We start from the raw sequence: 22,294 nt of genomic DNA on the forward strand, positions 1-22,294 counted from the left end.
CAACGTTGCGACGGGGTGCTCGAGTGCGGGATGAAGCGATCTTGGTGCTGGAGGACGGCGCGGTCTTCCGTGGCCGAGTCTTTGGCGCGCGCGGGGAGTCCTTCGGTGAGGTCGTGTTCAACACGGGAATGGCGGGATACCAAGAGATCCTGACGGATCCCAGCTATCACCGTCAGATCGTGACCATGACCTACCCGCATATCGGGAACTACGGCGTGAATCGTGAGGATGTCGAGTCGTCACGGGTTCGCGTGGCTGGGTTCGTCGTTCGGGAGGCGGTCAAGGCTTACTCGAACTACCGGGCGATGGGTTCGCTGCAGGAGTACCTTGCGGACTCCGGGGTGGTCGGCATCGACGGCATCGACACCCGGCGGCTCACGCGTCACATCCGGTCGGTCGGCGCAATGCGAGGAGCGGTGTCGACCGTGGATCTCGACGTGGAGTCGCTGCGGCAGCGAGTTCTTGCCTCGCCGGGGATGGCGGGAGCCAATCTTGTGGATGCGGTGACGACTTCCGAACCGTACCGAGCCGCCGAGCGCGTCGGTGCCGATGTCTCGGGAGATCGAATCTACAGGGTGGCCGCGTACGACTTTGGGATCAAATACAACATCTTGCGCTCGCTCGCGGCTCACGGGTGCGACGTCACGGTCTTCCCGGCCTCGACGCCGGCGGCCGATCTGATCGGCGGTGGTTATGACGGAGTATTCCTGAGCAACGGACCGGGCGACCCGGCGGCCGTGCCCACCGCAGTCCGGAACATTCGAGAGATCGTGGGACGCGTGCCGGTCTTCGGTATCTGTCTGGGACATCAACTGCTGTCGCTCGCGTTGGGGGCGACGACCTACAAGCTGAAGTTCGGTCACCGCGGCGTCAACCAGCCGGTCCGTCGAGAGCGGGACGGCCGCGTGGAGATCACGAGTCACAACCACGGGTTCACGGTCGATCCGAGTTCATGGGACACCGATGCGGCCGGACATGCACAGACTCTGTCCGGCGCGGCGGAGGTGTCACACGTCAATCTCAATGATCAGACCTGCGAAGGAATCCGCTGTCTGGATGTGCCGGCGTTCGGAGTCCAGTACCACCCGGAGGCCGCGCCCGGACCTCATGATGCGGCGTATCTGTTCCGGGACTTCGTGCGGTTGATGGAGGCGTGATGCCGGCGAAGAAGTCGAGTGGCGACTCCAGTGGCCGGACTTCCGGCGTGCGAACCCTGGGGCGTGAGGGGCGCGCGGTGAAGCCGACTCCAGCCGCCGGAGCAAGGGCTTCCAAGGCTCTTGCCGCACAGGCGCGCGCGACTCTGCGGGGGGAGTTCGAGCACGTCCTGGAGATGAAAGACACGTTGCAGATTGAGATGGCTTTGGGGCGCGAAGCGAAAGGACGCAAGCCCCGGCGACCCGAGGAGAAGTTGCGCAGTTTGATTGCATCTCTTGAAGGAATGAACAAGTTCGCTCTGCAGATGGGGTTGATCACGCCGGCCGAATCGCGCGAGATGTATGCGGACGCAATGAAGCGGGGACTTTACGAGGGGTGGCGCTGAGTGCCGAGGCGTAATGACATCGAGACCATCCTGATTGTCGGCTCCGGGCCGATCGTGATCGGCCAGGCCTGCGAATTCGACTACTCGGGGACGCAGGCATGCAGAGTGCTTCGGGCCGACGGCTACCGAGTCGTCCTCGTGAACTCGAATCCGGCGACGATCATGACGGACCCCGATTTCGCCGACCGGACCTATGTCGAGCCGATCACGGCCGAGTCGGTCGCGCGCGTGATCGAGCGCGAGCGCCCGCAAGCCTTGCTGCCGACACTCGGGGGACAAACGGCGCTGAACGTCGCGGTGGAGCTGGCCGAGAAGGGCGTGCTGGAGAAGTACAACGTTGAGTTGATCGGCGCGCGCCTCGAGGCAATCCAGCGAGGAGAGGACCGCAGGCTGTTCAAAGAGGCCATGGTTGAGGCCGGTGTCGACCTGCCGCGCTCCGGGTGGGCGTACTCCTTGCAGGAAGCGCGCGCGCTCGCGGCCGAGATCGGCTACCCGGTGATCGTCCGACCAAGCTTCATGATGGGCGGCGCCGGAAGCGGCTTCGCGTACGACGAAGCCGGGCTCGATCGGATTGCCGGAGAGGGACTTGAGCGAAGCCCGATAAGTGAAGTGCTGATCGAAGAGAGCGTCCAAGGGTGGAAGGAATTCGAGCTTGAGGTGATGCGAGACCTCGCCGACAACGTCGTGATCATCTGCTCCATCGAGAACCTGGACCCGATGGGTGTACACACAGGGGATTCGATCACCGTAGCCCCGCAACAGACGTTGACCGACGTCGAGTATCAGCGGATGCGCGATGCGTCGATCCGATGCATTCGAGCGATCGGAGTGGACACCGGCGGATCGAACATCCAGTTCGCGGTCGATCCGAAGACCGGACGGCAAGTGATCATCGAGATGAACCCGCGCGTGTCGCGCTCGTCCGCGCTGGCGTCGAAGGCCACCGGGTTCCCCATCGCGAAGATTGCTGCGAAGCTCGCCGTCGGTTACCGCCTCGACGAGATAGCAAACGACATCACGCGCGAGACGCTCGCGGCGTTCGAGCCGACGATCGACTACGTCGTAACCAAGATCCCTCGGTTCACGTTCGAGAAGTTCGCCGGTGCGGATACAACGCTCGGCAGCGCGATGAAGTCGGTCGGTGAGGCAATGGGGGTCGGGCGGACCTTCAAAGAATCGTTGCAGAAGGCTTTGCGATCCCTTGAGCAGGACCGTTTCGGCCTCAACGGTGACGGGAAGGACCCCGCGGGAACGGCCGCTGATCTCCTTGAGCGCGTGCCGCGTCCAAGCCCCGATCGGATCTTCCTGGTGGAGGCCGCCATTCGTGCGGGGGCGACGGTGGAAGCCGTCTCGGAGGCGACCGGCATCGATCCGTGGTTCTGCGCGCAGATTGCCGAGATTTCGCAGATGCGCAGGGCAATTGAGGATGCCGGTGCATCCTTGTCGTCCGGGCTTTTGCGCGAGGCGAAGCGGATGGGGTTCTCCGACGTTCAGATTGCATCTCTGACGGGTTCTGATGAGGCCCAGGTGCGGCGCGCGCGCCTGGAGCGGGGGATCCTGCCGGTCTTCAAATCGGTAGACACGTGTGCGGCCGAGTTCGAGGCTGTGACTCCGTACTTCTACTCGACCTACGAGGATGAGTCGGAGGTTCCGAAGGCGACGCGACCGACGATCGTGATCCTGGGCGCCGGACCCAATCGGATCGGCCAGGGCATCGAGTTCGACTACTGCTGTGTCCACGCGTGTTTCGCACTGCGCGAGGTCGGATACGACGTGGTCATGGTGAACTGCAACCCCGAGACCGTGTCTACGGACTACGACACTTCGGATCGTTTGTACGTCGAGCCGCTGACCTTCGAAGACGTGATGGCCGTGGTCGACGCTGAGCAACCGGTCGGCGTGATGGTTCAGCTCGGGGGGCAAACTCCTTTGAAGCTGGCGCGCGCCCTGGAGGCCGCAGGCGTCACGATTCTCGGTACGCAACCCGACGCGATCGACGCCGCAGAAGATCGCGGTCGCTTCGGCGAGCTGCTTGCGAGACTGGGTTTGCCGCATGCTCCTTGGGGGGTGGCACATTCCTTCGCAGAGGCGAAGGCCATCGCGGAGCGGATCGGATACCCCGTCCTGGTGCGACCGAGCTACGTGCTCGGCGGTCGTGCGATGGAGATTGTCTACGACGATGCGATGCTGGCTCGATACATCGATACCGCCGCGCAGGTGTCGCCGGAGCACCCGATCCTGATCGACAGGTTCCTGGAGGACGCGATCGAGGTGGACGTCGACGCTTTGTGCGATGGAGCCGAGATCTTCGTCGGCGGCGTGATGGAGCACATCGAGGAGGCCGGTATTCACTCCGGTGACTCTGCCTGCGTGATCCCGCCTCACACGCTCAGCCGTTCCCAGATTGCCGAGGTGGTGGCGGCAACGCGCATGATGGCGTTCGATCTGGGCGTACGCGGCCTTATCAACATTCAGTTCGCGATCCGCGGGGGTCAGGTGCACGTGCTGGAGGCCAACCCGCGCGCGTCCCGTACGGTGCCGTTCGTCGGGAAGGCCACCGGAGTTCCACTGGCAAAGGCGGCCGCGCGCGTGATGGCCGGCGAGTCGATCGCCGAGCTGCGCGCGGCCGGCGTTCTTCCCCCCGGCGACATCGCGCCTTCCCGTGGTCACGTCGCTGTAAAGGAGGCGGTTCTGCCCTTCAGCCGGTTCCCGGGGGCGGACACGTTGCTGGGTCCGGAGATGAAGTCCACCGGCGAAGTGATGGGCATCGACCGATCATTCGGGATGGCTTTCGCGAAGGCGGAGGAGGCGGCGGACGCGCGCCTGCCGCGCGACGGCCGAGTGTTCATCAGCGTTCGGGATTCCGACAAGCGCGCGATCGTGCTGCCCGCGCGTCGTCTGGCCGATCTTGGGTTTGAGATCTTGGCGACGCAGGGGACGGCCGAACTTCTTGAGAGAAACGGAATCGCGGTAACCGTGGTGGCCAAGGTCGGGCAGGGAAGTCCACACGTCGGAGATCTGATCGCCGCCGGAGAGGTTGCCTTGGTGATCAACACGCCGTCGGGCGGAGGCCCACGCAAAGACGGGGACTACATCCGCACGGCTGCGGTGCGGTACGGCGTTCCCAGCATCACGACCATGTCGGCAATGCAGGCGGCATTGCAGGCCATTGAGGTGATCGCCGGCGGTGAACCGACGGTCCTGAGTTTGCAGGAGTATCACGCGGGATGACGCCGGTGCTGGTCCAGGCGCAGGTCGTGCGTGCGCACCCCGTGGGGTCCTACCACCTGCTCGCACTGCGCGCACCGGAGGTCGCCGCGGCCGCGGTGCCCGGGCAGTTCGTGAGCATCGCCCCTCCGCCGAGTGCCGCGAGCATCCTGCGGCGGCCGTTCTCGGTGTACGCGACGTCCGGCCCCGAAGTATCGATCGTGTTCGACGCGGTCGGGCCCACAACCGGTTGGCTCGCCCGGCGCGCGCCGGGCGACGTTGTGGACCTAGAAGGCCCGCTTGGTCACGGATTCGATTTGCCGGAGGGGCACGGCGACGACGTCCTGGTCGGCGGTGGGTACGGAACGGCTGCTCTGTCGATGCTGGGAACCGTGCTGCGCCAGCGCGGACGTCGTGTGCGTGCGGTCATCGGGGCCCGCACGTCTGCGCGCCTCCTGGACGACCCGGTATTGCGCGCCGTCACCGAATCGGTAGAGGTCACGACTGAGGACGGTTCCGCGGGACGCAGGGGTCGCGTGACTGATGTCTTGGGGGACCTCATCTCCGGGGGCAATTCCGGCACGGTGTTTGCCTGCGGACCGATGGGTATGTTGCGCGCCGTCGCGACGGAGGCGCGGGATTCCGGCGTTCCGTGTCAGATCGCGGTCGAAGAATTCATGGCGTGCGGGATTGGGGTGTGTTGGACGTGTGTCGTTCCCGTCCGCGCAGACGAGGGGGTCCGTCACGCGCGCGGCTGCTCCGAGGGTCCGGTCTTCGACGCGGAGAGGGTGGTGTGGCAGTGAGCCTGGAGACTCGGGCATCAACTCCGGACCTTTCGGTGCGCATTGGGAGCTTGCGTTTGCTCAGTCCGGTCCTGACTGCCTCAGGGTGTTTTGGGTCCGGTAAGGAGATGTCCGGCTTCACTGATTTGCACGCACTCGGAGCAGTCGTGTGCAAGACCGTGACGCCGGAGCCGCGCGCCGGGATTTCGCCGCCGCGCGCCGCCGAGACGCCGAGCGGAATGCTGAATGCGATCGGCCTGCAGAACCCGGGAGTTCGATCACTGCGCGACAACGACCTCGCCTGGCTTCACGAGCGAGACGTTCCTGCGATTGCCAGCATCGGTGGCCATAGCGTTGATGACTACGTTCGCTGCGCGGAGGTCCTGCGAGGGACTCCCGGTTTGGTTGCCATCGAGTTGAACTTGAGTTGCCCGAACCTCGGTGATCGCGGCTTCATGTTCGGGCTTGCAGCCGAGCGCACGTCTGAGGTCGTTCGGGCCGTCCGAGGTGCGGTCGAGGTGCCGCTGCTGTGCAAGCTCTCTCCGGACGTCACTAGTCTGGTAGAGATCGCGTCCGCGGCAGTCGAGGCCGGCGCCGACGGGCTCAGCCTGATCAACACCACGCTTGGAATGGCGATCGACGTTGACTCTTTCACTCCCAAACTTTCCACGGGGACCGGTGGCTTGTCGGGCCCCGCGATCCGGCCGATCGCCGTGCGCTGCGTGTGGCAGGTCCACCGCGCTTTGCCCGAAGTGCCCATCGTGGGCATGGGTGGCATCGCTACCGCGCGCGATGCGATTGAGTTCTTCTTGGCGGGTGCGACTGCGGTAGCGATCGGAACGGCGAACTTCTCCGATCCGCGCGTTACCCAACGTGTTGCCGACGGCATTGCAGAATTCTGCAAGGAGCGTGGAATCGAGCGGTTGGGAGACATCAGGGGGAAGGTGAACGCGCAGCAGTGAATCCGATCATCATTGCGCTGGATGTGCCGACGGTGGAAGAGGCTGCGGCACTTGCTGAAACCATTGGGGACGCGGCCGGCGCGTTCAAGGTGGGGCTGGAGCTGTATTCAGCCGAAGGACCGCATGCGGTCGCAGCGGCGGGCGGTCGCCCGGTGTTCCTCGATCTGAAACTTCACGACATCCCTACGACCGTTGCGCGCGCCGTCCGCGCGCTCGCGCCGCACCGTGTCGACCTTCTCACGGTCCACGCCCTGGGAGGCCGGGCCATGTTGGAAGCGGCAAGCGACGCGAAGTCCGACGAGAAGATCCTGGCCGTGACGATTCTGACGCACTTGGATGACGCGGCGTTGCGGGAGGTCGGTCTCCCGCCGGTTGCTGAGGCCGTTCCCTTGCTTGCGAAGCTTGCTGCAGATGCCGGCTGTGACGGGGTCGTTTGCGCGCCGACGGATCTTGTCGCAGTCCGTGCAGCGTGTCCTTCACCGTTCTTGATCGTGACCCCGGGAGTGCGACCTGCGGGGTCCGACCGCGACGAGCAAGTGCGTGCACTCACGCCGCGGGAGGCGGTCAATGCCGGGGCAGACCGGCTTGTGATCGGCCGACCGGTGACTCGCGCGCGAGATCCGCGTGCGGCGGCAATGACAATCCTGGAGGGTCTGCGATGAATCAAGCAGAGGTGCGCGACATCTTTGAACGGTACGACGTCTTGCAGGCCGGGCACTTTCGGTTGTCGAGCGGACGGCACAGCGATACGTACCTCCAGTGTCAACACGTGCTCGGACACCCGCGCCTGGCCGCGTCTCTGGGGGAGGCGATCGCGCACAGATTCGGGGAGGGATCCTTCAACGTGGTGCTATCGCCGGCGCTTGGAGGGATCCTGATCGGCAACGCGGTGGCATATGCCGCGAACGTGCGCTTCGTATTCGCCGAGCGCGTCGAGGGCGAAATGAAATTGCGACGCGGACAGAGCCTCGGCCGGACCGACCGGGCACTGGTTGTCGAAGACGTGATCACGACCGGCGGTTCGGCGGCCGAAGTCATCGCCCTTGCGGAAGCAGCTCAGGCCGCCGTCGCGGGTGTCGGGTCGCTGGTCGATCGGAGTTCCACCACGCCGGCATTCCACCTCGCGGCCTTGCTTCGCGTGGAGGCCGCGAACTACGCGGAGTCGGAGTGTCCGATGTGCGCGCGTGGGGAGGCGCTGAGCAGCCCTGGGAGCCGTCACCGGACATCTGAGGGTTCATGACTCGGGTCCCTCTTTGGGGCGCCCTCTGACCTGCGGAAATGCTTGCTTCGTCGGATGTGCGTGGTACACTCCGCGCGTTTATCAGTCGGTGTGAAGGAGGAGACAGATGCCGCTTCCTACCTTGACGGAGGAGCAGCGCAGGGCGGCGCTCGAGAAGGCGGCGGAAGCGCGCCGTGCGCGCGCCGAACTCAAGCAGCAGCTCAAGGCCGGAACGCTAACGTTGTCTCAGATCCTGTCGCAGCCGACCGACAACACTGTCGGGAAGATGAAGGTTTCGGCCGTGCTTGAGGCGTTGCCGGGCGTGGGCAAGGTTCGCGCGAAGAAGATCATGGAGAAGCTGGACGTTTCGACCTCGCGTCGAGTCCGTGGCCTCGGAGAAAAGCAGAAGCTGGCCCTTCTCCAGGAGTTCGGCGAGAAGTAGACGGTCGGCCATCGCTGGACTTGTCGTAGTCTCGGGTCCCTCGGGTGCCGGAAAGACGTCGGTGGTTGCGGCGGCGTTGCGGCGGCGGCCGGAATTCGCCCTTTCTGTTTCAGCTACGACGCGACCGGCCCGCGACGGAGAGGTCGAAGGCGTTCATTACAGGTTCTTGACTCTCGAGGAGTTCGTGCGCGCCGAAGACGCCGGCGAGTTTCTCGAGACGGCGTGGGTTCACGGGGCCCGCTACGGAACGCCGCGGGATCCCGTGGAGTCCTCGCTCGGTGCCGGAAAGACCGTCGTGCTGGAGATTGACGTCCAGGGAGCGATGGCCGTGCGCGCGGCGATGCCTGCCGCGGTGCTTGTCTTTATCGAGCCGCCCACTCCGGAGGTCCTGCGGGTCCGCCTTCAGGGGCGGGCGACCGAGGAGGCCGAGGTCGTAGAGCGGCGGCTCCGCAATGCTGCCTCGGAGATGTCCGCCGCCTCGGAGTTCGACTTCCGGATCGTGAACGACGATCTTGAGGATGCCATCGAGCGGCTGATCCGTATACTGGAGGCAACATAACGCCTTCGCGGAGCGGGTCCGGCCCGCCGGGGAGGCGGGATAGTTTTGCGACCGGGGATGGCCGGCGCCCCCGAAGTCAGTGGTAGGAGACGACATGAGCTTGATCCAACCGAAGATCGACGACCTGCTCGAACAGGTGGACTCGAAGTACACCTTGGTCGTGATGGCCGCGAAGCGCGCGCGTCAGATCAACTCCTACTACACGCAACTCGGCGAGGGCATCGGCGATTTCGTTCCGCCGCTCGTGCCGTCCGACCCGGGCCGTAAGCCGCTCTCGATCGCTCTGGAGGAGATCGGGCAGAGCAAGATCGCCTATGAGCGCATCATCGAAGGGTGGAAGTGACCGGATCGATTCCGCAAGCACCCGAGGGCGCCCTTCGCGGCGCCCGTGTGCTGTTGGGCGTCACCGGGGGAATCGCCTGCTACAAGGCGGTTGAGGTTGCTCGACTGCTGGTCCGGGCTGGCGCGCGCGTGCAAGTAGTGATGACGCCGGCCGCGACGCGGTTTGTCGGAACGGTGACCTTCGCGTCCTTGACCGGAGCCCCGGTCTACACGGACTTGTTCGAGGACGAACACACGGTGCCGCACATCCGGCTTGCTCGGGAGTCCGACTTGGTTCTTGTGGCGCCTGCGACGGCGAACACGCTCGCCAAGATGGCGAGCGGGATCGCCGACGATTTACTTGCGAACGTGCTGCTCGCCACCGCATCGCCGGTGTTGGTCGCGCCGGCTATGCACACCGAAATGTGGGAGCACCCTGCCACCAAGGCCAACGTGGCGATGTTGCGCGCGCGCGGAGTCGCGTTCGTCGGGCCCGAGGCCGGCGAACTTGCCGGCGGCGACCATGGGATCGGGCGGATGGCTGAACCCGGCAATGTGTTGGTGGCGGCAGAGGTCCTTCTGGCGAGGGGAAGAGACCTCGCCGGCTATCGCTTCATCGTCACGGCCGGCGGAACCCAGGAGCCGATTGACCCCATTCGCTTCATCGGGAACCGATCCAGCGGCAAGATGGGGTTCGCCGTTGCGGCCGAGGCGGCAGCGCGCGGAGCTTCGGTGACGCTTGTGACCGGCCCGACTTGGCTCGATGAGCCCGCCGGGGTGGAAGTCGTGCGGGTGCGAACGGCTGCGGAGATGCGCGAAGAGGTCGTCTGCCGGTTTGCGACTGCCGACGTGGTCGTAAAGGCCGCGGCGGTGGGTGACTTTCGTCCAAGCGCGCCGCAGTCCGAGAAGATCAAGAAGGACACGGCGCCGCCGTCGATCATGCTGGAGCGCACCGACGACATCCTCGCGGAATTGGGCACGCGCAAAGCAGGCCAGGTGTTGATCGGCTTTTCAGCCGAGACGCAAGATCACTTGGCCGGTGCGCGCAAGAAGCTCGCGACCAAGAACCTCGACTACGTCGTCGTCAATCACGTTGGAGGGCCGGATGCCGGCTTCGAAGTCGATACCAACCGCGTCGCCATTCTTACGGCGGATGGTGCGGAAGAGGAATTGCCCCTGCAGCTGAAGTCCCAAATCGCCCGAGTGATCTGCGACCGGGTCGCTGATAGCCTTCGGGCCCGGCGCCAACCGGACTGATCGTTTCCCTAGACCAAGGAGTCCGCATGTCTCGCCGCTGGTTGTACACCTCGGAGTCGGTGACCGAGGGTCACCCCGACAAGATGGCCGACCAGGTGTCGGACGCCATTCTCGACGCGATCCTGGTCGACGATCCGTTTGGGCGCGTGGCGTGCGAGACGCTGATCACGACGGGACTTGTCGTAGTCGCCGGCGAGATCACGACTGCGACATACGTCGACATCCCGAAAATCGTTCGCAAGACGATCCGCGACATCGGGTACACGCGCGCGAAGTACGGCTTTGACGGAGACACCTGCGGCGTCTCGGTCGCCATCCAGGAGCAGTCTCCCGACATCGCGCAGGGCGTGGACGCGGCGTTCGAGCAGCGCATGGGCGACATTGACGAATTGGACGGTCAGGGTGCCGGCGACCAGGGGATGATGGTCGGTTATGCGGTGAACGAGACCTCGACGCTGATGCCGATGCCCGTGTACCTGGCGCACCGCCTCGCGCACCGTCTGGCGGAAGTGCGCAAGGCTGGGATCATCCCGTACCTGCGGCCCGACGGGAAGACGCAGGTGACGATCGAGTACGAAGACGGTCGTCCTGTTCGCGTGGACACGATTGTCGTGTCCACCCAGCATCAGGCGGAGATCGACATTGAGACGCTCTTGACGCCGGACATCAAGGAGCACGTCGTTGAGCCGCTGCTGAAGGAAACGGCACTCGACTTTTCGGGGTACAAGCTATTCGTCAACCCCACCGGCAAGTTCGAGGTGGGTGGACCTCAGGCCGACACGGGGTTGACCGGGCGCAAGATCATCGTCGACACATACGGCGGGATGGCGCGTCACGGTGGCGGCGCATTCAGCGGCAAGGACCCGACGAAGGTCGACCGCTCTGCTGCGTATGCGACTCGCTGGGTCGCCAAGAACGTTGTGGCGGCCGGCCTTGCCGAGCGGTGTGAGATCCAGGTCGCGTACGCGATCGGTGTCGCGCACCCGGTGTCCATCCAAGTGGAGACGTTTGGAACGGAGAGCGTCGCCCCCGAGAAGATCGAAAAGGCGGTGGCTGAGGTTTTCGACTTGCGACCTGCGGCAATCCTTCGTGATCTGGACCTGCGCCGGCCGATCTACCACAAGACCGCGGCCTACGGGCATTTCGGTCGGGAAGATGCGGACTTCACGTGGGAGCATGCCACTCGCGTCGAAGAGCTGAAGTCCGCGCTCTAGGCCGGAGCACTTCGGGCTCGTCGTGAGCGGGTTCGCGTCGATCGTTCTCGTCGAGCCGAGCCTGTCGCACCTCGCCCGCGCGTTCACCTATGGGATTCCCGATGGGCTTGCGCTGGACGTCGGAGCCGTTGTTCGTGTTCCCTTTCGCCGGCGCCGGCGCACGGGCGTGGTGATTGCGTTGATGGCGGAGCCCGATGTGGACCGGCCGCTGGCGGTGTTCGGCGCGCTGGGCCCCGGGATTGAACCGCAAGGGGTCGCTTTGGCGGAGTGGGTTGCGGGCCGGTATCTGTCCACCTTTGGTGAGGCGTTGGCCGCGGTCATCCCGACGCGCGTTGCTTCTGAGGAGAAGGCGGTTTCGGCCGCTGAATCCGCGGAGGCTGTGGGTGCGCCGTTTGCCGACTTGAGGCAGGGCTTCGCGGCATACTCCGAAGGGGGTCGTCTTGTGCGTGCCCTGGAGACCGGCGGCGGCGAATTCGTATGGAGACCGCGGGCTTCTTCTGCGCGCGGCGAGGCCGTTTGCGCGATGGTGGCGACGGTCGTGGCTCGCGGTGCGGGTGCGCTCGTGCTCGTCCCCGAAGTTCGAGTGGGGGGCGAGGTCGCCGCAGCGCTGCGGCGTGCGTTCGGGGATGATGCCCTCGCTCTGCTCGGTGCGGACCGGTCCGGCAGGGCGAGGTACAGGGACTGGCTCGCGTTGCGGTCGGGCGAAAAGCGGATCGCCGTCGGCAGTAGGAGCGCGGTCTTCGCTCCGGTGCGGGACTTGGGCCTTGTCGTTGTCGACGATGAGGCGAGCGCGGCCTATAAGGAGGCGCGCGCGCCTCGATTCCACGCACGCACGGTCGCAGTAGAGCGCGCGGCGCGCGCGGGGGCAACGCTCGTTCTTGTCGGAGTGCCTCCGTCGGTGGAGGCTCGCTCTGCGACTGCGCGCGGACCTTTCGTGCTTGTGGCGCCCGAGCGCGCGCGCGAAATGCGTGACCGTCCTCCGGTGACGGTGGTCGACATGCGCGCGGAGGGGTCGGGACTGGTTCCTAGTGCACCGACGCTGCGCAGTGCGGCCGTCGAATTGCAGGCCGGACGCAGGATTGTGCTGCTTGCGCACCGGTCGGCGGAGGATCTCGCGTCAGTCGCCGATCGCGCGGGAAGGATTTTGGCGCCTGCCGCCGTTGTGCGACTGGATGCGTCGGCGACTCGTGCGCAGGTGCGCGCGGCGGTCCGGTCGGCGCAGTGCATCGTTTCTACACCGTTTATCGCCAAGGACCTCGCGATCGAGGGTGTCGGGATGCTTGCGATTCTCGACGCCGACGCCGCGTTGTCGAGCCCAGAGTTTCGCGCTGCCGAGGAGTGCTTCGGGACGTGGTGGCGAGCCTCGCGCTTCGCAGTTGGAGGCCGGGTCGTGCTGGAAAGCCTCAATCCACGCCAAGCGGCGATTGTCGCATTGACGCGGTGGGATCCGGACGTCCTGTACCGGGCGGAGGCCGCGCGCCGAAAGGAACTCGGATATCCTCCATTTGCTGCCCTCGCGCGGATCGATGTGCCGGCGGAGCGAGCTGAAGAGGCGGCTCGGGCGGTGACGCAGGCGTCGGAGGCTCTGGAGGTGTTGGGGCCGGCTGAGTCAGGCGGCCGGTGGGTGATCGTGGTTCGAGCGCGGCGGCGGCAGGAGTTGCTGGACGCGCTTGGTCCGCTGGCAGCCCGGTGGCGCAGCGAAGGCGAACCCATGCGAGTGGACGTGGACCCGTGGGAGGTGTTGGTTCCGAAGTGGCGATCCTGCCCATCTTGACGGTTGGAGACCCGGTGCTTCGTTCGAAGGCGAAGTCCGTCGAGTCCTTCGACGCCGCGCTGGCGACCCTAGCCGCAGACATGCACGAAACGATGGCGGCGGCCCCGGGAGTCGGACTCGCTGCACCACAGGTAGGCAGACCGATCCGCATGTTTACCTTTGACTCCGGGGAGCGCAACGGCACGCTGGTGAACCCCGAAATCGTATGCTTCTCCGACGAGACAGAGGAAGGCGAGGAAGGCTGCCTTTCGGTCCCGGGTATGTACTTCCCCGTCGTGCGGGCGCTGTGTGTTCGGGTCCGCGCTCAAGACCTGATCGGCGTTGAGGTCGAGCACGATGCCGAGGGTCTACTGGCGCGCATATTTCAGCACGAGATCGATCATCTCGACGGGATCTTGTTCATCGATCGGCTCGCCCCCGAGTTGCGCCGTGAGGCGATGCGGCATCTGAGAGATCAAGACTTTGGGATGACCGCGCCGCCGCGCTCTGCGCGCGCGCTGTAGTCGCCATGCGTATCGTCTTTTTCGGAACGCCCGACGTGGCGGCGCAGAGTCTCTACGCACTGCTGGCGTCATCGCACGAGGTTGTAGGTGTCGTCACTCAGCCGGATCGTCCGCGAGGGCGCGGACGATCCGTGCAGCCTTCACCTGTGAAGGAGCTTGCGACGCAGTCGGGCCTTCCGGTCCTGCAGCCGGGCCGTCCGGCGGAGCCGGGGTTCGCCGACATACTCGCGGCTTTGGCGCCGGACGCGCTGGCCGTCGTGGCTTACGGACACATCTTGCCTCCCGGAATCCTGCGGATTGCGCCTGCTGTGAATGTTCACTTCTCTTTGCTGCCCCATTACCGAGGGGCCGCTCCGGTACAGCGGGCATTGATGGACGGTGCGACCGAGACGGGCGTTTCGGTATTCCTGCTTGAGCCGACGGTGGATACCGGCCCCGTGTTGCTTCGCGAGGAGATCTCCATCGAGCCGGAGGCGACGGCAGGGGATGTGCTTGCGCTGCTTGCGCCGATCGGCGCTGCGCTGCTCGTGCGCGCGCTCGATGCCTTGGAATCCGGGACCGCCGCTCCTGTGGAGCAGAGCGACATGCAGGCGACTCCGGCGCGCAAGATCTCAACGAAAGACGCGAAGATCGAGTGGGCTGCGTCGGCCGAGGGCATCGTCAACCTCGTCCGCGGGCTCAATCCGCGGCCGGGCGCGTTTACAACATTCCGCGGGCGAAGGCTCGGTATCTGGCGCGCGCGCGCCTGTGCGACCCCGATCGGTCTCGCCGCAGGCGTAATCGCCGCCGGGTCCGATCTGATCGTTGGAACCGGCGACGCACCGATCACATTGCTGGAGGTCCAGCCGGAGGGAAAGCGGACGATGTCGGGAGTTGAGTTCGTCCGCGGCTATCGTCCTCACGAGAACGAACTCCTGGGCGACGGCCTCGCGTGAACGACTAGAATCCGCTGCATGACGACGCCGCGGTACCGACTCGCTCCATCGATCCTTTCCGCCGACTTCGCACGCCTGGGCGAGGAAGTGGCTCGCGTTGAGCCGTACTCCGACTTGTTGCACGTGGACGTAATGGACGGGCACTTCGTTCCCCCGATTACGCTTGGTCCGGTCGTGGTGGCTTCGCTCAAAGCCGTGACGAAACTGCCGCTGGAATGCCACCTGATGGTGAGCGATCCATTAGGGCAACTCGCGCAGTTCGCCGAGGCAGGCGCGGACTCGGTCCTCGCGCACATCGAAGTTGTCCCCGACCCTACTGCCCTGATCGAGAGAGCGCGTTCGCTGGGGCTGGGGGTCGGCTTGGCGGTGAACCCGGAGACACCGCTGGATGCGGTCATGCCCTACCTCGACGGAATCGACGTACTGAACTGCATGACGGTGCATCCGGGTTGGGCCGGACAGAAGTTCATCGCGGATGTCTTGCCGAAGATCGCGGCGGCGCGCCGTGAGATCGACCGGCGAGGGTTACAGGTTGCGGTCTCTGTTGACGGGGGGCTCGGGCTTGAGACCGGGCGTCGGGTGCTGGAAGCGGGCGCGACGGTGCTGGGGGCCGCGTCGGCTATCTTCGGCGCTCCAGACGCGGCGCAGGCCGCGCGCGAGTTGAAGGAGATGTTGGTTTCCTGGGAGTCGTCGGCGGGGCATTGACATGGCGGATCTGATCCTGGTCGCGGACGACGATCCGGACATCCTCCGTTTCGTTGAGATGAACTTGCGGCTGGAGGGGTTCGACGTTGCCACGGTCGCCGACGGAAAGCAGGCGCTGGACAAGGTTCGCACGCTCAAGCCGGCTCTGTTGATCCTCGACGTCATGATGCCCGAGGTGGACGGATTCGAGGTTTGCCAGCGGTTGCGTCGCGACAGCCGCACGAGCCACGTGAGCGTGATCATGTTGACCGCTCGCGCCATGTCCGCCGACAAGATCCTCGGGCTGACGGCGGGCGCCGACGATTACATCTCCAAACCCTTTGACCCTCTGGAACTTGTTGCGCGGGTCAAGACGACGTTGAGGAGAACTCGCGAAATGCGGGCTGTTTCGCCGCTGACGGGACTGCCCGGGAATGTCCAGATCGACGCAGAGATGCGTCAGCGGCTGGCTGCGGGGGAGACCTTCGGAGTGCTTTGGCTCGACCTTGACAACTTCAAGAGCTTCAACGACTGCTACGGGTTCACGCGCGGGGATCGGGCGATTAACTACCTCGCTGCGACGCTGCGGGAGGTGGCGGAGGATCACCCGTCGGCGTTTGTCGGCCACATAGGGGGCGACGATTTCGTTGTGATCTGCGATGCGCTTGCCGCTGCGGGAATCTCCGAGTCCCTCGTGGAGCGCTTCGATGGGGGGGTGGCCTCGCTCTACGACGCCGAGGATGCCGAACGCGGGCACATCGTTCTTTCCGACCGCCTTGGTCGCCAAGTGGAGTTCCCTTTGCTGACCGTCTCGATCGGGGGGGCTACCAACGAGCACGGTTTGGTGGATGACTATCGCGAACTGGTTGAAGTTGCTACGGAGATGAAGGCTTACGTCAAGAAGCAGACTGGGAGCGTTTGGATCATCGATCGGCGAGGGCGCGGCGATTCGCAATCCTCCGGCCCCCGGCTCTAGGCCCGAATCGGCCCGGGACCTGCGTAAATGGGTCGGGAAACTGCCTTGTTACTCCCTGGTACAGTGTTGGCGTGAACGCGCCGCGTCACACCGCTCCCATGCGCAGGGCCTTGCGGCTCGCCGAGAGGGGTCGGGGGATAACCAGCCCCAACCCGCCGGTGGGCGCTGTTGTCGTGCGCGGCGGTCGGGTGATTGCGGAGGGGTGGCACCGAGGTCCGGGTTCGGCGCACGCGGAGATTGAGGCGCTGGATGCAGCAGGAGAGAGCGCGAGCGGTGCGACTCTGTATGTCACCCTGGCGCCGTGTACTCGAGAGGGGCGAACTCCGGCGTGCTTGCCGAGAGTTCTCGAGTCAGGGGTCTCCCATGTCGTTGTCGGGACGGTCGATCCGAACCCCGACGAGGGCGATGGCAGTGTCTCCGCGCTACGTGCGGCCGGCGTGGACGTGACGGTTGGGGTTCTCGAGGATGACGCCCGCGCGCTGGTCGGCGGGTTCTCGAAGTGGATCACCACCGGGCATCCGCTGGTGACGCTGAAGATCGCGATGAGTCTGGATGGGCGTGTTGCAGCAGCCGATGGGTCCTCTCGGTGGGTGACCGGTCCCGGCGCGCGCCGGGACGCGCACCGTATGCGGAGTTGGTCGGGAGCGGTGGTGGTCGGGGTGGGGACCGTCGTTGCAGATAATCCCCAGTTGACCTGTCGCCTGCGGGGGCATGCGGGCTCGCAGCCACTGCGCGTCGTGCTCGATTCAACCGCTCGGACGCCCCTGGATGCGGCGGTGCTGGACGGAACCGCTCCCACACTGATCGCCGTCAGTCCGAAGGCGACCGACGAGGCGGTGGCTGCACTGCGCGCGCGTGGAGCGGATGTGCTGTCGTTCCCGCTGTGCGACGGCAGGGTGGATCCGGCCGCCGTTCTTGGGGAGTTGGGCCGCCGTCAGGTCACCGACGTCCTCGTCGAAGGCGGACCCTCGGTTTCGGGGGATTTTGCAGGGCGAGGGTTGCTGGATCGCTATGTCTTCTACCTTGCTCCGAAGATGCTTGGGCATCTGGGGCTGAACGCCGTCGCGGGCCTTGTTGTGACGAACATCTCTGAGGCGCGTGAACTCACCATCACCGGCGTGCATCGCGTCGGTGCCGATATCAAAGTGGAAGCGAGGCCGAGAGTCTGATGTTCACCGGGCTTGTCGAGGTCATGGGATCCGTTGTGCGTGTGACTCGCCGTGGCGGGGGCGCTCGGCTGGAGGTGCGCGCGCAGGTGGCGCGCGAGTTGGGGATCGGGGACTCGATCTCGGTCAACGGCGCGTGTGTCACCGTGACCGAACGCAATGATGAATTGTTCGCATGCGACTTGGTTCCCGAGACCGTCGCTCGTACGAACCTCGGCATCTTGCAGGTGGGGGAGGAGGTCAACCTCGAACGTCCCGTGCGCGCGGTGGATCGCCTGGGCGGTCACATCGTGCAAGGCCATGTGGACGCAGTGGGGATCATCCGGTCTCGCCGGCGCGTGGGTGCGCAGGAGATGCTCGAGATCACGATCCCTTTCGAGTTGACCCGCTACATCGCCCCGCAGGGCTCGGTTTGTCTGGACGGAGTGAGCCTGACCATCGTGTCGGTGGATCGGGATCGTTTCCGGGTTGCCATCATCCCGCACACGGTTTCGGTCACGACGCTGGGGCTGAAAGGACAAGGCGCGTCGGTCAACGTCGAGGTTGACATCCTCGCGAAGTACGTCGAGCGGCAGATGGCCGCGCGGGCCGCGCGGCCGGTGTTTGCCATGGTCGAGGACGTCCCGCGGCGCGAGGAACCTCAGCTGAAGCGCGCGGAGAATAAGGGAGCGGCGAGGAAGAAGGCACCCACGGCGAAGAAGCCTGTTGCCGCGAAGGTTGCACCGTCGAAGGCTCGAACGACGATGACTGCAGGCGCGCCGACGAAGAAGCGCGCGGCGACTGCTCCGGCTAAGCGCGGGCGCTAGGAGAAACCATGTTCAATACCATCGAAGAAGCAATCGAAGACCTGCGTGCAGGGAAGATCATCATCGTTGTGGACGACGCCGACCGCGAGAACGAAGGTGACTTCATCATGGCGGCCGAGTGCGTCACGCCTGAGGCCGTTAACTTCATGGCCACGCACGGCCGCGGGTTGATCTGCATGCCGATCATTGGGGAGCGTCTCGATCAACTCGGGATTCCTCCGATGGTCCCCGAACTCGCCGCGACGCACGAGACGGCATTCAGCGTCTCGGTGGATGTGGCCGACGGCGGTACTGGGATCTCGGCGCATGACCGAGCGGCGACCGTGCGACTAATTCTGGACGCGAACGCGCGACCGGAGAGCTTCCGCAAGCCCGGACATGTCTTCCCTCTTCGCGCGCAAGCCGGCGGAACTCTTCGGCGAGCCGGGCACACGGAAGCCTCGATCGATCTCGCCCAGTTGGCCGGCCTGTATCCCGCCGGGGTCATCTGCGAGATCATGAACGCCGACGGGACGATGGCGCGCCTGCCGGAGCTTGAGACCGTCGCCGAGAGCCACGGGCTGAAGCTTATTTCGATCGCCGACTTGATCGCCTACAGGCGCAAGCACGAAACGCTGGTCCGTCGCGAGGTCGACGCGGTCGCGTCGCTGCCGACGCGGTGGGGTGAATTCGAGGCGATCGGCTTTGAGTCCTTCGACGGACGCCACCACCTGGCTTTGGTTTGTGGTGACATCGGTGATGGTGAGGGGGTCTTGACGCGCATGCACTCGGAGTGCCTGACGGGTGACGTCTTCCACTCCTTGCGCTGCGATTGCGGAACGCAGGTGGAGGATGCGCTGGCGCAGATCGCCGAGGAGGGACGTGGGGCGCTGGTGTATATCCGCGGCCACGAGGGGCGCGGGATCGGCCTGCTGCACAAGCTCAAGGCGTACCGCCTGCAGGAGGCAGGACACGATACGGTGGATGCGAACCTTCAGTTGGGCTTTCCGCCGGACCCCCGTGACTACGGGGTGGGAGCGCAGATCCTGGTCGATCTCGGGATCCGCTCGATGCGTCTGCTGACGAACAACCCGACGAAGCGCGCCGGATTGGAGGGCTACGGGCTCCACATCACTGAGCGAGTTTCACTGCAGACCCGGGCGACCGAGCACAACCTGCTGTACCTGCGCGCAAAACGTGACCGGCTGGGTCACGACTTGGATCTGGATGAATTCGCTGCGATGGGAGAGCCCGTTGTCGGGACCGATGACTCAGTCTGAGCAGAGGCTCGACGCTTCCGGACTGCGTGTGGCGATCGTGGCCGCTCGTTTCCATACGGAGATCACCCAGCGGTTGGTGCTCGGGGCGCGCGAGTGTCTTGCGGAGCTTGGGGCGACGGACGTCACGCTCGATTGGGTTCCCGGGGCCTTCGAACTCCCACTTGCAAGCCGGTTGCGGATCGAGGCCGGCGCCGACGCGATCGTCGCGCTGGGTTGCGTTGTGCGCGGCGAGACACCTCACTTTGAGTTCGTTGCCAGAGAGGCCGCGCGGGGCATCATGATTGCGTCGCTGGAGACCGGAGTGCCGGTGGCGTTTGGCGTGTTGACCACCGAAGACATGCCGCAGGCGGAGGCTCGCGCCGGCGGTGATCAGGGGAACAAGGGCCGAGATGCGGCGGCGACCGCAGTCGAGATGGCCTTGCTGGCCCGGAACGTCGTGGCGGCCGGCGACGGTCACGGTCTGGTCTGCTAGCATCGCGCGGCTATGCTGAAGCTTGTCGTTCCCAAAGGTTCGCTCGAAGCGCAAACTCTCGCGCTGCTTGATCAAGCCGATCTTGCGGTTCGCCGAGGGTCGGATCGCGACTATCACGGCTGGATTGAGGACCCTCGCATCGAGCGCGTGTCGATTCTGCGCCCACAGGAGATCCCGAGGTACGTCCAGGAGGGGTTCTTCGATCTGGGCATCACCGGGCAGGACTGGGTGAGTGAGACGGAGGCGGACGTCGATGTGCTCACCAAACTCAGCTACTCGGGGCGCGCCGGAGGTGTCGCCAAGATCGTGCTCGCGGTGCCGAACGACTCGGGAGTCGACAGTGCCGACGAGATGCCGCCGAACTCGCGGATCTCGACCGAGTACCCGACCATTACCCTGCGTGCGTTCGAAAAGCGCGGGATTCCGGTTCGGATCTTCCAGTCGTACGGCGCGACCGAGGCCAAGGTTCCGCAGATCGTAGATGCGGTGGTTGAGGTGACCGAGACCGGATCAACTCTTCGACGCAACGGATTGAAGATCATTGAGACGCTCCTGGAGTCGCAAACGGTGCTGATCGCCAATCGCGAGGCAGTTGCGGACGCCGGCAAGCGACAGGCGATGAGGGACATCGAGATGCTTCTGCAGGGTGCGATGTCGGCCCGCGGACGTGTGTTGGTGAAGCTCAACGTGGGCGAGGCGGCTTTGCAGGACGTTTTAGACATCCTGCCGGCCATGAAGGCTCCTACGATCTCGAAGCTGGCGACTACGGATTCGTATGCAGTCGAGACGGTCGTGGACAAGTCGCGGATCAACATCTTGATCCCGCAGCTGAAGGAGCGCGGGGCCTCGGACATACTCGAGATCCCGCTCTCCAAGATCGTCCACTAGATCTCGACATCGCAGGTATCCGAGCCATAGCTTTTGAACTCCACCCTTTCTGCTTTGAAAGGGTTTGTGGTACGCTCGCGCGCGCGCTCGTGTGTGGCGTGAGGTGTCCGCGTCAGACGACGCGGGTGTTCGGGAGGGGACGACGTGGCAGAAGGTACGGTCAAGTGGTTCAGCAACGAGAAGGGCTTCGGCTTTATCTCGCGCCCAGACGGGGATGACGTTTTCGTGCATCACAGCGCCATCAGCATGGAGGGCTACCGCTCCCTGGCGGAAGGGCAGCGCGTCGAGTTTGACGTCGTCGATGGACCGAAGGGGCAGCAGGCCGCCAACGTCCGCGCGATCTGACCGCAACTCCAACGAACGGCCCGCTTACGCCACCCGGGTGTCGACACCTGGGTGGGGGGGCCTTATACTGCACCGGCGTGCCTGTGGCACGCCGAAGAAGGAGCAGGGACTCCTCACCCTCCGGGGGAAGCGGAAACGCTCAGCCGGGTGGGTTGCGACGAGGTTAGTTCCGGACGCCTTCGGGCGTCCGTTCTTTTTGTGGCGACGATGATTGAGGTGATGCTGGATCGCAAGTGAACCGCGGGTGAACGATCGCATCCGGGCCTCTGAGGTGCGGTTGGTGGGTCCGGATGGGAGCCAGGTCGGGATTCTCGCCCTGCCGGATGCGCTGAGGATCGCGCGTGAGTTGGACCTCGATTTGGTTGAGGTGGCTCCGCAGGCACGGCCTCCGGTATGCCGCCTTTTGGACTACGGCAAGTTCCGCTACGAGATGGCGGTGAAGGCCAAGGACGCAAAGCGCAAGCAGTCGTCCACGGTCCTCAAAGAGATGAAGATGCGGCCGAAGATCGACATCCACGACTACAACACGAAGAAGGGCCACATAGAGCGCTTCCTAGCGGGTGGGCACAAGGTAAAGGTCACCATCATGTTCCGGGGTAGAGAGATGGCCCACACCGAACTCGGAGGGAAGATCTTGACGCGGCTCGCGGAAGACTTGGCAGAGCTTGCGCACGTCGAGACGCCGTCGAAGCTTGACGGGCGGAACATGACGACGGTGCTGTCGCCGAACAAGCGTGTGGCCAAACCGGCCGACAAGGGCGAGAAGAAAGACGGAGAACACTGAGATGCCGAAGATGAAGACGCACCGCGCGGCGGCCAAGCGGCTCCGCGTTACCGGCAGTGGCAAGATCGTCCGCAAGAGGTCGAACTTCCGCCACATCCTCGAGAAGAAGTCGTCGAAGAGGAAGCGCCGTCTCGGGCGTATCGCGCTGGTCAACAAAGCCGATGTCCGACGTGCGCGTACGCTGCTGGGAGGCTGAGTC

25 protein-coding genes are annotated in these 22,294 nt (G+C 65.0%); all 25 read left to right on the forward strand.

Annotated features, from left to right (window positions below; translation table 11 throughout):
* Nucleotides 1-23: 23 nt before the first annotated feature.
* The 25 genes from carA to rpmI all read left to right on the forward strand — a co-directional run bounded on the left by carA (nt 24) and on the right by rpmI (nt 22,291).
* Nucleotides 24-1,157 carry a glutamine-hydrolyzing carbamoyl-phosphate synthase small subunit gene (gene carA / locus WDA27_00240; GenBank protein MFA5889377.1) on the forward strand — a complete coding sequence of 378 codons (1,134 nt, stop codon included), beginning with the start codon at nt 24-26 and terminating at the stop codon, nt 1,155-1,157.
* Complete coding sequence (locus tag WDA27_00245; protein MFA5889378.1) at nt 1,157-1,540, forward strand: hypothetical protein; 384 nt, start codon at nt 1,157-1,159, stop codon at nt 1,538-1,540. Before carA ends, WDA27_00245 begins: the two co-directional genes overlap by 1 nt.
* Nucleotides 1,541-4,771 carry a carbamoyl-phosphate synthase large subunit gene (gene carB / locus WDA27_00250; GenBank protein ID MFA5889379.1) on the forward strand — a complete coding sequence of 1,077 codons (3,231 nt, stop codon included), beginning with the start codon at nt 1,541-1,543 and terminating at the stop codon, nt 4,769-4,771.
* On the forward strand, nt 4,768-5,550 hold the full coding sequence (locus WDA27_00255) for a dihydroorotate dehydrogenase electron transfer subunit (protein MFA5889380.1): 783 nt from the start codon (nt 4,768-4,770) through the stop codon (nt 5,548-5,550). The genes carB and WDA27_00255 overlap by 4 nt, the downstream gene beginning before the upstream one ends.
* Nucleotides 5,547-6,491 (forward strand): dihydroorotate dehydrogenase, encoded by a 945-nt coding sequence (locus tag WDA27_00260; protein ID MFA5889381.1) that lies wholly within the window; start codon nt 5,547-5,549, stop codon nt 6,489-6,491. Before WDA27_00255 ends, WDA27_00260 begins: the two co-directional genes overlap by 4 nt.
* Nucleotides 6,488-7,153 (forward strand): orotidine-5'-phosphate decarboxylase, encoded by a 666-nt coding sequence (gene pyrF / locus WDA27_00265; protein ID MFA5889382.1) that lies wholly within the window; start codon nt 6,488-6,490, stop codon nt 7,151-7,153. Before WDA27_00260 ends, pyrF begins: the two co-directional genes overlap by 4 nt.
* Nucleotides 7,150-7,731, forward strand: coding sequence for an orotate phosphoribosyltransferase (gene pyrE / locus WDA27_00270; protein ID MFA5889383.1), 582 nt, complete (start codon nt 7,150-7,152; stop codon nt 7,729-7,731). The genes pyrF and pyrE overlap by 4 nt, the downstream gene beginning before the upstream one ends.
* A gap of 106 nt (nt 7,732-7,837) precedes the next feature.
* Entirely contained in the window at nt 7,838-8,152 is a 315-nt protein-coding gene (gene mihF / locus WDA27_00275) for an integration host factor, actinobacterial type (protein MFA5889384.1), read from the forward strand.
* A complete protein-coding gene (gene gmk, locus WDA27_00280) occupies nt 8,097-8,711 on the forward strand; it encodes a guanylate kinase (protein MFA5889385.1) in 615 nt (204 codons plus the stop codon). Before mihF ends, gmk begins: the two co-directional genes overlap by 56 nt.
* A 94-nt stretch (nt 8,712-8,805) precedes the next feature.
* Nucleotides 8,806-9,054, forward strand: coding sequence for a DNA-directed RNA polymerase subunit omega (gene rpoZ, locus WDA27_00285; GenBank protein MFA5889386.1), 249 nt, complete (start codon nt 8,806-8,808; stop codon nt 9,052-9,054).
* The gene (gene coaBC, locus WDA27_00290) at nt 9,051-10,289 is read left to right on the forward strand and encodes a bifunctional phosphopantothenoylcysteine decarboxylase/phosphopantothenate--cysteine ligase CoaBC (GenBank protein MFA5889387.1); all 1,239 of its coding nucleotides are present in this window, start codon (nt 9,051-9,053) and stop codon (nt 10,287-10,289) included. The genes rpoZ and coaBC overlap by 4 nt, the downstream gene beginning before the upstream one ends.
* Before the next feature lie 26 nt (nt 10,290-10,315).
* The gene (gene metK / locus WDA27_00295; protein ID MFA5889388.1) at nt 10,316-11,503 is read left to right on the forward strand and encodes a methionine adenosyltransferase; all 1,188 of its coding nucleotides are present in this window, start codon (nt 10,316-10,318) and stop codon (nt 11,501-11,503) included.
* Nucleotides 11,504-11,525: 22 nt separating this feature from the next.
* On the forward strand, nt 11,526-13,277 hold the full coding sequence (locus WDA27_00300; protein MFA5889389.1) for a hypothetical protein: 1,752 nt from the start codon (nt 11,526-11,528) through the stop codon (nt 13,275-13,277).
* Nucleotides 13,256-13,780 carry a peptide deformylase gene (gene def, locus WDA27_00305; GenBank protein MFA5889390.1) on the forward strand — a complete coding sequence of 175 codons (525 nt, stop codon included), beginning with the start codon at nt 13,256-13,258 and terminating at the stop codon, nt 13,778-13,780. The genes WDA27_00300 and def overlap by 22 nt, the downstream gene beginning before the upstream one ends.
* Nucleotides 13,781-13,785: 5 nt before the next feature.
* Entirely contained in the window at nt 13,786-14,715 is a 930-nt protein-coding gene (gene fmt / locus WDA27_00310; protein MFA5889391.1) for a methionyl-tRNA formyltransferase, read from the forward strand.
* A gap of 18 nt (nt 14,716-14,733) precedes the next feature.
* On the forward strand, nt 14,734-15,420 hold the full coding sequence (rpe, locus tag WDA27_00315) for a ribulose-phosphate 3-epimerase (GenBank protein ID MFA5889392.1): 687 nt from the start codon (nt 14,734-14,736) through the stop codon (nt 15,418-15,420).
* A gap of 1 nt (nt 15,421) precedes the next feature.
* Nucleotides 15,422-16,375 (forward strand): response regulator, encoded by a 954-nt coding sequence (locus WDA27_00320; protein MFA5889393.1) that lies wholly within the window; start codon nt 15,422-15,424, stop codon nt 16,373-16,375.
* Nucleotides 16,376-16,446: 71 nt separating this feature from the next.
* The gene (gene ribD, locus WDA27_00325) at nt 16,447-17,544 is read left to right on the forward strand and encodes a bifunctional diaminohydroxyphosphoribosylaminopyrimidine deaminase/5-amino-6-(5-phosphoribosylamino)uracil reductase RibD (protein ID MFA5889394.1); all 1,098 of its coding nucleotides are present in this window, start codon (nt 16,447-16,449) and stop codon (nt 17,542-17,544) included.
* The gene (locus WDA27_00330) at nt 17,544-18,347 is read left to right on the forward strand and encodes a riboflavin synthase (GenBank protein ID MFA5889395.1); all 804 of its coding nucleotides are present in this window, start codon (nt 17,544-17,546) and stop codon (nt 18,345-18,347) included. The genes ribD and WDA27_00330 overlap by 1 nt, the downstream gene beginning before the upstream one ends.
* An 8-nt stretch (nt 18,348-18,355) precedes the next feature.
* Nucleotides 18,356-19,606, forward strand: coding sequence for a bifunctional 3,4-dihydroxy-2-butanone-4-phosphate synthase/GTP cyclohydrolase II (locus tag WDA27_00335; GenBank protein ID MFA5889396.1), 1,251 nt, complete (start codon nt 18,356-18,358; stop codon nt 19,604-19,606).
* On the forward strand, nt 19,593-20,078 hold the full coding sequence (gene ribH / locus WDA27_00340) for a 6,7-dimethyl-8-ribityllumazine synthase (GenBank protein ID MFA5889397.1): 486 nt from the start codon (nt 19,593-19,595) through the stop codon (nt 20,076-20,078). Before WDA27_00335 ends, ribH begins: the two co-directional genes overlap by 14 nt.
* A gap of 12 nt (nt 20,079-20,090) precedes the next feature.
* Complete coding sequence (gene hisG / locus WDA27_00345; protein MFA5889398.1) at nt 20,091-20,966, forward strand: ATP phosphoribosyltransferase; 876 nt, start codon at nt 20,091-20,093, stop codon at nt 20,964-20,966.
* 144 nt (nt 20,967-21,110) lie between these two features.
* The gene (locus WDA27_00350; protein ID MFA5889399.1) at nt 21,111-21,311 is read left to right on the forward strand and encodes a cold shock domain-containing protein; all 201 of its coding nucleotides are present in this window, start codon (nt 21,111-21,113) and stop codon (nt 21,309-21,311) included.
* A gap of 244 nt (nt 21,312-21,555) precedes the next feature.
* Nucleotides 21,556-22,095 carry a translation initiation factor IF-3 gene (gene infC / locus WDA27_00355; protein ID MFA5889400.1) on the forward strand — a complete coding sequence of 180 codons (540 nt, stop codon included), beginning with the start codon at nt 21,556-21,558 and terminating at the stop codon, nt 22,093-22,095.
* A 1-nt stretch (nt 22,096) separates the two neighbouring features.
* The gene (gene rpmI / locus WDA27_00360) at nt 22,097-22,291 is read left to right on the forward strand and encodes a 50S ribosomal protein L35 (GenBank protein MFA5889401.1); all 195 of its coding nucleotides are present in this window, start codon (nt 22,097-22,099) and stop codon (nt 22,289-22,291) included.
* The last annotated feature ends 3 nt before the right edge of the window (nt 22,292-22,294 follow it).

This window comes from Actinomycetota bacterium, from assembly GCA_041658565.1.
Taxonomy (GTDB): domain Bacteria; phylum Actinomycetota; class AC-67; order AC-67; family AC-67; genus JBAZZY01.

Excerpts from the sequence above, each read along its gene's own strand:
- hisG (MFA5889398.1), top strand. The coding sequence starts at position 20,091 with ATGCTGAAGCTTGTCGTTCCCAAAGGTTCGCTCGAAGCGCAAACTCTC.
- rpoZ (MFA5889386.1), top strand. The coding sequence starts at position 8,806 with ATGAGCTTGATCCAACCGAAGATCGACGACCTGCTCGAACAGGTGGAC.
- WDA27_00245 (MFA5889378.1), top strand. The coding sequence starts at position 1,157 with ATGCCGGCGAAGAAGTCGAGTGGCGACTCCAGTGGCCGGACTTCCGGC.
- ribH (MFA5889397.1), top strand. The coding sequence starts at position 19,593 with ATGACTCAGTCTGAGCAGAGGCTCGACGCTTCCGGACTGCGTGTGGCG.
- WDA27_00320 (MFA5889393.1), top strand. The coding sequence starts at position 15,422 with ATGGCGGATCTGATCCTGGTCGCGGACGACGATCCGGACATCCTCCGT.
- WDA27_00255 (MFA5889380.1), top strand. The coding sequence starts at position 4,768 with ATGACGCCGGTGCTGGTCCAGGCGCAGGTCGTGCGTGCGCACCCCGTG.
- fmt (MFA5889391.1), top strand. The coding sequence starts at position 13,786 with ATGCGTATCGTCTTTTTCGGAACGCCCGACGTGGCGGCGCAGAGTCTC.
- rpmI (MFA5889401.1), top strand. The coding sequence starts at position 22,097 with ATGCCGAAGATGAAGACGCACCGCGCGGCGGCCAAGCGGCTCCGCGTT.
- mihF (MFA5889384.1), top strand. The coding sequence starts at position 7,838 with ATGCCGCTTCCTACCTTGACGGAGGAGCAGCGCAGGGCGGCGCTCGAG.
- rpe (MFA5889392.1), top strand. The coding sequence starts at position 14,734 with ATGACGACGCCGCGGTACCGACTCGCTCCATCGATCCTTTCCGCCGAC.
- metK (MFA5889388.1), top strand. The coding sequence starts at position 10,316 with ATGTCTCGCCGCTGGTTGTACACCTCGGAGTCGGTGACCGAGGGTCAC.
- pyrE (MFA5889383.1), top strand. The coding sequence starts at position 7,150 with ATGAATCAAGCAGAGGTGCGCGACATCTTTGAACGGTACGACGTCTTG.
- WDA27_00330 (MFA5889395.1), top strand. The coding sequence starts at position 17,544 with ATGTTCACCGGGCTTGTCGAGGTCATGGGATCCGTTGTGCGTGTGACT.
- WDA27_00335 (MFA5889396.1), top strand. The coding sequence starts at position 18,356 with ATGTTCAATACCATCGAAGAAGCAATCGAAGACCTGCGTGCAGGGAAG.